The sequence below is a fragment of the Alteromonas sp. BMJM2 genome (assembly GCF_027257845.1).
GTDB lineage: Bacteria > Pseudomonadota > Gammaproteobacteria > Enterobacterales > Alteromonadaceae > Alteromonas.
Genome location: NZ_JAPVOT010000001.1, coordinates 474,588 through 487,317 on the forward strand (window position 1 = coordinate 474,588; position 12,730 = coordinate 487,317).

Consider the following 12,730-nt stretch of genomic DNA (forward strand, 5'->3'; position numbering starts at 1 on the left):
GCGCTTTTTTCAAAAGCTGTAGATAGTTAACTGTTAGTTACTGAAGGTTTGCGTTGCCAAGGATGGTATGTAGCTGATGATTTTCAGTAAGTAGTTTTTCAAAACGATCTGCATTGAGAGGCTTACTGTACAAAAAACCTTGAAGCATTTCACAATCGTACCGGCGCAAAATGTTCAGTTGTGCTTCTTCCTCAACACCTTCAGCAACAACTTTCAGTCCAAGGTTGTGGGCAATGTTGATAATGGCTGCAGCCATGTGTCTGTCAACGCTGCTTTTTGCGATATCGTCGATAAACGCTTTGTCTATTTTAAGCGTGTTTAATGGAAAGCGTTTGAGATATGCAAGTGATGAATAGCCAGTACCAAAATCGTCAAGGGCTAGGTGAATACCACGCTCTCGCAATCGGGTCATCATTTGAAGGCCATTTTCTGGGTTTTGCATCAATGTACCTTCGGTTATCTCACACTCTAAATGAAGCGGAGATAGACCTACATCACTCAGTATTCGATTTATGCGCTCGTCTAGGTCAGGTAATTCAAATTGTTTGGCTGAAATATTCACTGCCACGCGACCGCTGAAGAGTCCTTGGCTGACCCACCGTTTGGCATCGGCGCACGCTTTCCTCAAAACCTGTTCACCAATTTCAATGACTTGACCTGTTTGCTCTGCAAGTGGAATGAATTGCCCCGGGCTGACAATGCCTTTTTCAGGATGCTCAAAACGCACTAGCGCCTCCATACTGACAAGCCTACCCGACGTAATATCTACCTTGGGCTGGTAGTACACTGTGAACAGATCCTCTTTGATCCCTTGCCTAATAAGGTTTTCAATTTGAAGCTGTCGAACAGCGTTTTGATTCATTTCGCCGCTAAAGAACTGATAACTGTTGCCACCGTTGTTTTTGGCAAAATACATGGCTGTATCGGCATTTTTTAGCATTTCTTGAGGGGACATACCATCATCGGGGAAAAAGGCTATACCAATACTTGCACCAAGTACAAATTCTTGTTTATTGATAATGAAGGGGCGGGATAACGTATCCAACACGTTTTGCGCATAGTGCGTTACGGTGTGAATATCCGCATTGTTTTCCATTAAAATACTAAACTCATCGCCGCCAAGGCGATAACAGGTGGCTGCTTTACCCGTTATTCGCTGCAATCGTTTAGCGATCTGTTTTATTAAAATATCACCGGTCTGATGACCAAGGGAATCATTTATCTTCTTGAAGTTGTCCATGTCTAGACACAGGAGTGTATGCTGCTCGCCCTTACGCACTAAGTTTTGATGACTGGCTTGAAAGAACGATCTATTCGGTAATTCAGTCAGCGGGTCGATGTTAGCGAGTTTTAGTAATTCTTTTTCGGTGTTTTTACGGGAGGTTATATCACTAAAAACGCCAACAAAATGGCTGATTTTGCCGTCTTCGTCGTGCACAGCATCTATATTAAGTTCAATTTCAAAGCGCTCACCATTAACGCGTACGCTTTCTACTTCTCCACTCCAGTTGCCTTTACTCTTTAACGTTTTCTTAATTTCTTCTGTAAAAGCATCAGGGTAAAGGTGAAAGTGCATATAGCTGGCTAGCGCTTGATCTCTCGTTTCACCGGTATAGCTGCAGTAAGCGTTATTAACACTAATAAATTTAAATTTAGTGTTTGAAATGAACACCCCTTCTGAGATGTTCTCAATTGAGCGCTTAAACAGATTTAACTGTTCTTCAGCTTCCTTGAGGTGATGAATATTCTTTAGCGTACCCGTCATGCGAATTGGCTGTTGATTGTGATCTCGCTCTACAACTTTTCCTCTATCAAGGATCCAAATCCACTGGTTCTTAAAGGTTTTTGCTCTGTAGGCGAGTTCATAAAAGTCGCTTCTACCCTCGAGGTGCTCTCTCAGCGAGTCTTTTACGCGCTTTAAATCGTTAGGGTGTATATTTGCATCATAAGCCCCCGACGTGCGTATATCGTCTTGAGGAAAGTCTAAAGTTCCCCAGCTATTTTCACGATACACCTGACCGCTGTAAACATCCCAATCCCATAATTCATCGCCAGAACTCCAAAGCGTTAATTTCAATCGTTCTTCAGACTCTTTAATCGCCAGTTGATTGGCTTTTCGAATCTGAAACTGTCTAGCCAGAAACCCAATAATGACTATTAAAACTAACCCATAAAAGATTAGCGCTGCGGCGTGCAGCCAAGGCGGGCGCTCAATCTCAATGTCCAAAGAGCGGCTTTCTGACCACTGTTTGCCGGGTTCTTTCGCCTGGACTTCAAAGGTATAGCGACCAAAGCTGATATTGTTGAACTGAGCAACTCTTCCGTCGTCGATATAAATCCAGTTTGCGTCTAAATTACTAAGACGATAGCGATATGACACTTGAGAAGGATAAACAGGATTTACTAATGCAAAAGAGAGGCTGAATCGTGTTTCATCATGAGCTAATAGAACCTCTTCGCGATAATGTACATCTTGGCGGTCAGCACTAGCATGATATTCATTACCTGTTGAGTTTTGTTGCTTGTCGTCTGACTTTGTCGCTCCAAAAACGTGTAATTGCGAGAGTTGTGGCGCTGAAGTCCGTAGATTATTACCCTGAAAACTCCTCAGCTTTTTTGAAATTTTGTTATAGCCTTTACTTCCTCCAAAATATATTGAGTCATCTTGTGCAACAAAGACCGAGGACTCACCTAGGCTGTTGTAACTCAATTCAGAGTACGGAATAAGAGATTCTTGGGTTAGCGAAGGCAGAGCAATCTGATGTACCCCTGCTGCATCGGCATACCAAATACTACGCCGAACCCCAATAGAAGAGATGATATATCCATTTCTATCATTTCTGACCTGCCGCTTTACAATTTCGAAAGAATCCTTGTCGACCATAAGAACCCCGTCCGAACGAGTGGTTAACCAAAACGCTTCTGTAGTCTCATAGATAGAATAGACTTGGGAATTTAACCCATCACTCTGCGTAATATAGGCTTCAATCTCATTTGAGAACGGCGATACTACAGTAATGCCTTTATCGTCACGTAACCAAAGGCGTTTTAGGCTATCTGTAAATATAGGTATGAGAGTGGCAGGAAGTCCATCAATGGATAATTTAGTGGATGACACTGCTTTGTTTGGATTCGTTAAAGCTCTAGTGTCAATATATTGTGTAGCGAGCTTTTCATGCCAAACCCATATCATGTCATCATGATAATGAATGTGGTCAATAATATCGCCTTCGAATAGATGTGCAGCTTTTACAAAAGTCCCGTTTTCTTCTTTGAAAGCAATTAGCCCATCGGAAGTGGCAACCCAGTAGTATCCTTGAGCATCGATAGCCAAGTCCCAATAATTTGTTTGAATGCTGTCTTCATCGGAGTGAACTAAGTAATTAACTTTTCCAGATAATTTATTAAATTTTGCAAGCCCTCGTTCCTGAGTTACTAAAACTAGATCGTCAGTATTATTCTCTGAAAGTGCCCATACTGTCGCAAAATTATCATCTGTTTGGCGAGAGGAGTTGTAGACAGGTTGGTAATTAACACTAGCGTATTCAGGGTGGTATCTGAATGCTCCCTGTCGAAAGGTACCTGCCCACACTACCCCCGTTCTGTCTACAGCTACCCGAATAATCACTGCTGCCGGGAAACCCGTCGATTCAAAGTTGTCTGAATTCAAATGCAGCGACTGGAGTTCAGTAGTAGGCGTTATTTCTTGTACAGCAGCATCACTTAAAACAAAGAGACCAGAGGTAGTGCCTACCCAAATATCGCTTTTATTTACCGTGATATTTAAAACGTTGAGGTCACCTTCAAAACCTAAGTCAGCACCATTTTTAACTAGAATTGTTTTGCCGCGGGCATTGACTATATTTATACCTTGTTTAGTTGCTAGCCAGTAGTTACCGTTAATAATCTTTATGTCGTGTAACGCAGCAGAATCAACGGTAATTCCCCAATGATTTACTTTGTTTAAGCTCGATAATTCCCCGGTCTCTTTGTCGAGAATTTTTGCACCAAATTCATTCGATCCAATCCAGGTGCGGTTGGCCTCGTCCATTATGACTTTGACAAAAGTTCTTTCATCAAATATCTGAATAGCAGAGGTGATATTGTTCTCGCTTTTATCAAATTGATAAAGAAACTTCTCATCAGCAAACAAAATGTTACCTGTTTGAGATTCGCTAATTGCGGTAATTGATTCCGACTTAATAATAGAGTTTTCACGGTTAAATACCTCAAAGTTATCGGTATTGGGCTTGTATCTCGCTAGCCCATTATTCGTCCCAAGCCAAAGAATGCCGTCTGAATCTAAAAATAGAGTTTGGATAAAACCCGATGGAATTGAATTAGCGTCGATATCTGAAGGGTGGTACTGCTTGACTTCGTAGCCAGAATAGCGGTTAAGACCGTTTGAGGTAGCTAGCCATATAAAGCCTTTATTGTCTTCAACTATGTCTAACACCGCAGTGTCTGATAAGCCTTGGCGTTTGCTTATTTCCGTAAATTTGAGGTCGGATACTTCTATCGCGTGAACTGAAGAGCATAACCCTGAGAGCAGCAACAAAAAAATGGATACAGTTTTAAATAGGGTTGAACGCACCTAAACACCTTTGGCTTACGCCGATTATTTTTATATTTTATTTTCACAGTGTCCTAGTTTCATCCCTTACAACTAGAAGAATAAATATGCCGAATTAAGGTACTCTCTACAAGGGTTTTTTATCAAAGTGAAAACAATGGCTTACTTATTAGCCAGTCAGTCGAAAAGTATGCAATGTTATCGGCAAGATCAAAGAATTGTTTATCAATGATATGGAATTTTTTGTTTAAATTCGGCAATACCATTAATAGAGCGTTTTTCAGAGACAGACATTGGGTCAAATTTGCCGTCTGAATAGAGCACTATTTCACCACAACGTTCTCTTTTCGCCAGTTGGTCGGCAAACTCTTGAATGTGTTCAAACGTAAGCTTTTTTACACACTCCGCTAATTTTAAGTGTCTGTTGAACTCTAAGTCTTGCGTGCCAAGGCTCACCCAAAGCCTCTGCGACTTCATTGATAAGGTGAGGTCTCGTTCTTCAAGCTGCTTTAGGAGGTTTTCCTGAATAGTAGGCCAATAGAATCGGTAGAACTCTATCTCGTGTAGCTGTTGATATAAAAATGTAGTCATAGCTTCAAGAAGCGGTTTTGGACCTTTTTCAGGGCTTTGGATATAAAATGCAATACCGGGATGTTGGTTATGCGGTACATAGCCTGTGCCTACGATGTAGCCTAATTGCTGCTCAGTGCGTAAAGAGTTAAAAAATGGTGCGGCCAGCATCTGCTCTAATACCATACACAAGGCAGTGTCAGATAGACTGGCTGAAGGGGCTTGTAAGTACAGGACAACCGCCCCATCGTCGTGATTACACGTTACCTGGTGGTAAAGCGTTTCGCCTACTGGAAGTTTTGATACAGCACGAGACAGCGGGCTACCCTGTGAATGCTTGCATAAATGGTACGTTGATTGTGCAAACTGCTTTGCCTCAGAACGAGTCCAATTGCCATGCATAAAAGCTTCAGCGAAAAAATGCTCAAATGCGCTTTCCCTAGCCAAACGCATATCCTCGTAGCTAGCGTCTGACATCACATCTAAAAGCTCAATTGGCGCTTGTGTATTACGCTGAATAAGCACGCTCAATCTTGAAAATAAGCGGTTTGTAGGTTTATTCAACAGCGAATTATGAAGTGCCTGTTCCTGTAAGTATCTATGGTGCAAAAACGCCCGTTCATCGGGAATAAAATTAATCACTGCATCCATCAATTGATTGGCAAGTAAAGGTTGTTGATTAGTAAAGCCTCGGGTGTGCAGTGTAAATCCCGCTTGATGTCCATAAATACGATAATGTAGCCCCGCAATTTCAGCTCGATAATACTTTGCTTGTAGATGGTCGTTAAGCGCGCCTAACCAAATTCGTTTGGCAGCCACTGCGGTGAGAGAGTCAGAAAAGCTTTTGGCATCAAATGAAATATAAATATCCCCTTTAGGGCTATGAAACTGTTGGTCTTGCGCAAACCAAAATTGATAGCCTTTTTTATCGATAAGCTTATTGGGAATATGAAAACCTGACTCTGGAAGCACAAGTTGGTATTCATCGCCTAAATAAGGATTTGGCGGGGGAAGTTCAAGCTCATCTAGTAACGATGGTGAATTTAATGACGCTATAACCTCAGAAGGTATGTTTTCAACACTATACTTTGCCTCGTAGAACGCACAAGTTTGATTGACAGGGACATCTTTAGAAATAAGTTTTAAGCGAAGGTTAGCCGGTTTGAAATACGATAATGCGTTTAGGATTACGTTTTGGTCGAAGTTGCCTATTGTTGCCCTCAACTTGTTCAGTTCTGTAGGTGAGAAAACGAACTGATGCTGCGCATACTCGGCAATTAGGTTCAAGGGTTTTACATTTTCTTCATACTCTAATGCAAGCGCGTCAAGCTGCGCCTTTTCTTGATATCGCCACCCATCGCTCGACGCCTGTTTAATCAGTTCAATGTAACTAAATAAGGCTTGCAGCACCTTGTATTTGTTGTCTAGCCCCTCGTTAGTAAGCTGAAAGCTCACGTTAAAATCTTTGAAACCGTCGCCTTCGATCCCCGCTCCAGCAATGAGGTTCAATGCCCAGTCACGCTTTTTTAAAAAGGCTAAGAGGCTGCCTTCACCTTCATCACCAATTAAATGGCTTATGTAATTAAGCGGCTTGCACTCATAGTCGTTTTGTAACGGCGGAAGGGAAAAGGTCACAATCATGCGTTTTGCTGACTGCAAAGGCTGAATATTAATTTGAATGCCCAATTCACTTTCGCGATAGAGCACGGGCCATTGATCGCCAGCGAGGGCTCCAGAGCGAAAGCTGCCAAAGCACTGATGTATTAATGCGTCGAGTTGCTCTATCGGCATAGGGCTAGCTACGCAAAGACACAAATTGTTGCCGCAATAACGCTCACGGTGCATTGCCTTGAGGCGTTGCTTAAGCTCGGCGGCGGTATGTTTTGAAAACGTATCGCTATTTCCTACTGAAAACTTTGAAAAGGGATGTTCGGGGTTACAGGTTTCTTTGTGAATTTGATAAAGGCGCCTTAAATCGTCCTTCTTCTTAAACTCGAATTCGGCATGAATATTTTTTACTTCGTTGCTAATGGATGTTTCCTCAAACAATGGCTGGCGAAGTATGTCGGCAAAACCGGGAAGAGTTTGGGCAAGAGAACCTGCTCGACAGCTATAATGATAGTTAGCATATTCAGTGCCGGTCCACGCATTGAGTACTCCACCGTGTTGTTCAATATAGTCGTTAATGGCATTAGGCTTTGGAAAGTGTCTGCTGCCCATAAACAACATATGCTCAAGTAAGTGAGCGAGCCCTTGGCAATCATGTGGATCGTAAAAATGTCCAGAGCGCACTGCAATTGCTATATGTGCTTCATTGGCATCGGGAGTATGGCAAGCCATAACACGCAGCCCATTTGGCAGCGTTATATGATGAGCATTTTCAAACTTGATTGTGTTTTTCATGTCATCTCTGTGCGTTGTTTAACTCCCGACTGCTGGAGAAAGGGCTTAAATATACATAGCAATACGAATAGATGATTAAAATAACCATTATTCAACGGTTAGCGCTAGTCCTATTATCATGTCTCTGATATCTTTACACTATCTTCACTAATACTATGCGCAATGTTATGTCAGGTCAAAGTAGCAACGATGACATTTATATCTTTATTATGCGTCATGGAGAAGCCGAATCGCTTCGGCTAGATGATAAAAGTCGCCAACTCACGGAAGTAGGGCAAAAACAGTGTCAGTCAGCTGCCCAGTGGCTCGCACAGCAATACTGTTCTGACGGTATGGTAGACTTAGCATTGGTGAGTCCTTATCGCCGTGCTAGGCAAACATTCGAGAAGGTATCTTCAACAATTAAAAGCGATAAGCTGGAGATTAATGAGGATATCACTCCAGAAGGCTCGCCAAAGCTTGTAAGCGACTATATTGACGCTAGAATCCACGCTTCGGTCAACGCTAAACGCCCCATCAAAAAGCTCTTAATTGTCAGCCATATGCCCTTTGTCAGTTACTTGGTAGATGAAGTTTGCAGCTCTTACACCACAAGTCTTTTTGCTACCGCGTCAATAGCGGTGGTTAAATATTCATTAAGTAGCTTAAAAGGTACGCTGGTGACTCACTACCAAGGCTTTTAATTTTTAGCCAATTCTGAGTTCATGCGAAATATTTAGTCTTTATTTGCTTTATCCACATTACCTTAGCCCAACAGGCTAGTTTTTCTTTGATGATTAGTTAAGTTAATCGCGCTACCGCCGATAAACACTTTGAGAGTGTCAGTGTGTAATTTATCGAAGGGTTGGGAAATGGATAGTAAGTCTATTCCTGAGCTCCTCAAACGTTCACTTCAGTCCCATATGGCTGAGGCTGATTTGCGTGAAGATGAGGAGACGCAGGTTATCATTGCAAAGTTGTCTGTATTGTCAGATAAAGTTGCAGCAGCAAAAGCAAAAGCCCTTGAAAAAAGAGCTCAGCGATTGATGCTTGAAAAAATCGCCGATGAAAAGCTTTCCGATTAAAAGGCTTTTCACAGTAAGGTTGCTCATCACAAAAGGGGGGCTGTCAAAAGTGCATTGACAAACACATTCCCGACTAGAAGCAGCCGGGTTGTGAAGGTTTAAATAGAAGTGTTGTTTTTCTCAGCGCTATAAAACTCTGGCATAACACGCACGGTTTTAATCATGTTCTCCGTGATGTCTACAATTTCCAACGGGTAACCTGCAAGTCTAACGCTTACTTTATTTTCCGGTATTTCTTCCAAGTACTCTAGTAGCAAACCGTTCAATGTTTTCGGGCCTTCAGTAGGCAAGTTCCAATTCATCTCTTTGTTCAACTCGCGTACGTTGGCACTGCCATCCACTAATACCGACCCGTCCTGCTGCACATGCGCTTCTTTACTATGATCGGGCACCATGCTGGTGGTGAAGTCGCCGATAATTTCTTCAAGGATATCTTCAAGGGTGACTAAACCCATGATATCGCCGTATTCATCAACCACTAAGGCAATGCGCTCTTTTTCTGCTTGGAATTTGTACATTAAGGTGTGCAGGGGCGTAGATTCTGGGGTGAAATAGATTTCTCGTACTGCACGTAGCAAACTTGATTTCGTGAACTGATCTTTTGAAAGCAGCCTAAGCGCATCCCGCACATGAACAAAGCCCACAGCATCATCCACGCTATCGCGATATAAAAGCACGCGAGTGTGCTGCGCATGTGTTAGTGCCTTTTGAATTTTTTTCCAATCATCATTAATATCAATCGCAAATATTTCTGCTCTTGGCACCATAATGTCTTCGGCAGTCACACTTTCAAGGTCGAGTATGCTCACCAACATATCTTGGTGTTTCTTAGGTATCATCGTGCCGGCTTCAAACACTACGGTGCGCAGTTCTTCTCTGCTCAACGAATCGTCATTGCCGTTAGCCGGGCTAATACGAAGAAGCGCAAGTATGCCATTTGTGATGCCATTGATGGCTGCAACGAAGGGGTACAACACCGTCAATAACGGCAAAAGAATTAAAGAGCTTGGGAAGGCAATTTTTTCAGGATAAAGCGCGGCTAGTGTTTTTGGTGTGACCTCTGCGAAGATAAGCAATATGAGTGTTAAACCAAAGGTTGCCGCTAAAATGCCCCAGTAGTCACCGAACAAGCGTATGCACAGTACGGTGGCCAATGATGACGCCGCTATGTTTACTAGGTTGTTGCCGATGAGTATTAGGCCGATGAGTCGGTCGGGCCTGTCGAGTAGTTTTTGTACTCGCATTGCTGCTCGGTTGCCTTCACTTTGAAGGTGCTTGAGTCGATAGCGGTTTATCGACATCATCCCGGTTTCAGAGCTCGAAAAATATGCAGATAGTAATATGAGTACGCCGAGCGCAATAAACAGCGTACTCGTTGATATGTCGTCCAAAAAAGTGGCTTCCTGTCTAATGCTAGCCTTCAAATGTAATAAGTTGAAGACAGGGTTTCAAGCTAAAAAAAGGGCAATAAACTGTTATTGGCGCTAATCCGCTCGTAAAATTACCGCGCAATGGTATTCCCGATAACGGCTTACAGCAAGAACTCTCGTACTAGCTTACTGCCGAAGTAAGCTAGTGTGAGCAATATCACGCCGGTAATTGTCATTAAAATGACTTGTTTACCGCGCCAGCCACGTAACTTTTGTCCAATTAACAGTACTAAAAAGACAACGAGGGCTGCGGCGGATAACACCGTTTTATGCGCGTAAGTCTTGCTAAACATATCCTCTAAAAAAACAAATCCGCTAAGTAATGAGACGGTAAGCAGTGATGTTCCAGCAAGCAGTAGCTTGAATAAAATATTTTCCACTAGCATGAGGGGAGGGAGCGAAGAGTGTAATAACGCAGCCCCCTTTTGCTTTAGTCTGTAGGTGATGTATGACATTTGAAGCGCGTATAAAAACGCAATAACAAGGGTGCAATAGGCAAATAAGGATAAACTTATGTGCACCACTAAACCCGGCTGTAATTCTATGTGCATGATGTAAGAAACAGGGATAAAAGCCGCAGACAGCACAGCAAGGGCGGCAAACCCAAATACTACGGGTAACAAAATGAGGTTAGGGATGGAACGGGCAAAGAGCAGCATTGAAACGGTGATGAGCCAAGATACCAAAGACAGTACATTGGTTACGCTCATATTCTGGCCAGGGGCAATGATGATCACGCTGATAAGAAAAGCAATATGAGCAATAGCCCCTAAACTGGCTAAAGAGAGTGCAAGGCGTTTATTAGGGCCTTCGTGGTGTACAAATTTGCCAATTAAAACGGCTGCGGCCAAGGTATAGAGTAGCGCAGCGGAAATGGCGAAAAGCGTATTCATTATACTTCCTGTGATACGTGGGTGAATCGTCACCGAATAAGTCGCTATTGATACTGCAACTTTAGGCTAAATTCAACCACCTCCTTGATTTTGTTTGCTTCAATACCACTTATTAAGTAATAAAATAGCGGCGAGTGGCCAGGGCGTGTTGACCTTTGATGTCAATTTTTGCAAAGGTCAGACGCTCAAATAATACAGCAAAAACAAGGCGTAAATTTTAACGCATTTGCGGGTACGTTCGCTGTGCCTTTTACGATACAATACGGACATTGCGTCTGAAATCAAAAGAAGTTTCATACTATGTTTGAGAATTTATCTGAACGCCTAGGCCAGACATTACGGAATGTAAGTGGCAAGGGGCGTCTTACAGAAGACAATATTAAAGAGACATTGCGCGAAGTGCGCATGGCACTATTAGAAGCAGATGTGGCCCTGCCGGTAGTGAAATCTTTTGTTGCTCAAGTAAAAGAAAGAGCCGTCGGTACCGAGGTAAGTAAAAGCCTCAAGCCCGGTCAGGTTTTTATTAAGATTGTACAATCTGAACTTGAAGCTGTTATGGGGGAGGCGAATGAAAAGCTGAACCTAGCCACCCAGCCTCCCGCCGTTATTTTAATGGCTGGTTTGCAAGGTGCTGGTAAAACTACTTCAGTTGGTAAGCTGGCGAAATTCCTCACCGAGCGCGAAAAGAAAAAAGTGATGGTGGTGAGTGCCGACGTTTATCGTCCTGCGGCAATCAAACAGCTCGAAATGCTAGCTAGCGAAGTGAATGTGGGCTTCCACCAGTCGAGCATTCTTCAAAAGCCAATCGATATCGTAGAAAGTGCAATAGATGAAGCCAAGAAGGGCTTTTACGATGTACTCCTAGTGGATACTGCTGGTCGACTGCACGTCGATAGCGACATGATGAGTGAAATACAAGAACTGCATAGTTCTGTAAAACCCATCGAAACCCTGTTCGTTGTCGATGCGATGACCGGTCAAGATGCCGCTAATACGGCCAAAGCATTCAATGATGCCTTACCGCTCACAGGCGTTATTTTAACTAAGGCCGATGGTGATGCGCGAGGGGGTGCTGCGCTGTCTGTTCGCCATATTACCGGCAAACCAATCAAATTTATTGGTATGGGTGAAAAGGTTGATGCCTTAGAGCCATTCCACCCTGAGCGCATAGCATCTCGTATTTTAGGTATGGGTGACGTACTTAGCTTAATTGAGGAAGTAGAGCGCAAGGTTGATAAGACCAAAGCTGAAAAGCTAGCTAAAAAAGTTCAGAAAGGAAAAGGCTTCGACCTAGCTGACTTTAAAGATCAGCTTGAACAGATGAAGAACATGGGCGGTATGATGGGAATGCTTGATAAGCTTCCTGGCATGGGCGGCATGTCTGAAAAAATTAAAGATCAAGCCAATGACAAACAGTTCAATCAGATGGAAGCCATCATTAACTCAATGACACCGGGGGAACGCGCTCGCCCTGATATCATCAAAGGCTCCAGAAAACGCAGGATAGCCGCGGGCTCTGGAACGCAAATTCAAGACGTGAATCGCCTATTAAAGCAATTTACGCAAATGCAAAAGATGATGAAAAAAATGTCAGGCGGTGGTATGAAGAAGATGATGCGCCAAATGAAAGGTATGGTCCCACCAGGTGGTGGCTTTGGTGGTCCGGGAGGACCAGGCGGTTTTGGCGGTGGTCCTGGCGGATTTCCACCACGATAACGGCTTACGCGTTTGATGAATTACAAAACCTCAATAATGGCCAATTATTGAGGTTTTTTACTATAAAACTGAAACAGGAAT

General features: G+C 43.0%; 7 protein-coding genes. 3 read left to right on the top strand and 4 right to left on the bottom strand.

The window, feature by feature from the left end; translation table 11 throughout:
- Positions 1 to 37: 37 nt before the first annotated feature.
- Both O9X84_RS02070 and O9X84_RS02075 read right to left on the bottom strand, forming a co-directional pair.
- Positions 38 to 4,594, bottom strand: a complete 4,557-nt coding sequence (locus O9X84_RS02070; protein ID WP_269517864.1) for an EAL domain-containing protein — start codon at positions 4,592 to 4,594, stop codon at positions 38 to 40.
- Positions 4,595 to 4,798: 204 nt separating this feature from the next.
- A complete protein-coding gene (locus O9X84_RS02075) occupies positions 4,799 to 7,546 on the bottom strand; it encodes an insulinase family protein (protein WP_269517865.1) in 2,748 nt (915 codons plus the stop codon).
- Between the two features lie 167 nt (positions 7,547 to 7,713).
- Between O9X84_RS02075 and sixA the strand changes: the two genes are divergently transcribed.
- Positions 7,714 to 8,229 (top strand): phosphohistidine phosphatase SixA, encoded by a 516-nt coding sequence (sixA, locus tag O9X84_RS02080; RefSeq protein ID WP_269517866.1) that lies wholly within the window; start codon positions 7,714 to 7,716, stop codon positions 8,227 to 8,229.
- Between the two features lie 168 nt (positions 8,230 to 8,397).
- Positions 8,398 to 8,610 (top strand): hypothetical protein, encoded by a 213-nt coding sequence (locus tag O9X84_RS02085; RefSeq protein WP_269517867.1) that lies wholly within the window; start codon positions 8,398 to 8,400, stop codon positions 8,608 to 8,610.
- Positions 8,611 to 8,708: 98 nt separating this feature from the next.
- On the opposite strand, the gene O9X84_RS02090 is transcribed toward O9X84_RS02085, so the two are convergent.
- On the bottom strand, positions 8,709 to 10,001 hold the full coding sequence (locus tag O9X84_RS02090) for an HlyC/CorC family transporter (RefSeq protein WP_269517869.1): 1,293 nt from the start codon (positions 9,999 to 10,001) through the stop codon (positions 8,709 to 8,711).
- A gap of 140 nt (positions 10,002 to 10,141) precedes the next feature.
- Entirely contained in the window at positions 10,142 to 10,933 is a 792-nt protein-coding gene (locus O9X84_RS02095; RefSeq protein ID WP_269517870.1) for a cytochrome C assembly family protein, read from the bottom strand.
- A gap of 300 nt (positions 10,934 to 11,233) precedes the next feature.
- Between O9X84_RS02095 and ffh the strand changes: the two genes are divergently transcribed.
- On the top strand, positions 11,234 to 12,649 hold the full coding sequence (ffh, locus tag O9X84_RS02100) for a signal recognition particle protein (protein WP_269517873.1): 1,416 nt from the start codon (positions 11,234 to 11,236) through the stop codon (positions 12,647 to 12,649).
- Positions 12,650 to 12,730 lie beyond the last annotated feature (81 nt).

Excerpts from the sequence above, each read along its gene's own strand:
- O9X84_RS02085 (WP_269517867.1), top strand. The coding sequence starts at position 8,398 with ATGGATAGTAAGTCTATTCCTGAGCTCCTCAAACGTTCACTTCAGTCC.
- O9X84_RS02075 (WP_269517865.1), bottom strand. The coding sequence starts at position 7,546 with ATGAAAAACACAATCAAGTTTGAAAATGCTCATCATATAACGCTGCCA.
- ffh (WP_269517873.1), top strand. The coding sequence starts at position 11,234 with ATGTTTGAGAATTTATCTGAACGCCTAGGCCAGACATTACGGAATGTA.
- O9X84_RS02095 (WP_269517870.1), bottom strand. The coding sequence starts at position 10,933 with ATGAATACGCTTTTCGCCATTTCCGCTGCGCTACTCTATACCTTGGCC.
- sixA (WP_269517866.1), top strand. The coding sequence starts at position 7,714 with ATGTCAGGTCAAAGTAGCAACGATGACATTTATATCTTTATTATGCGT.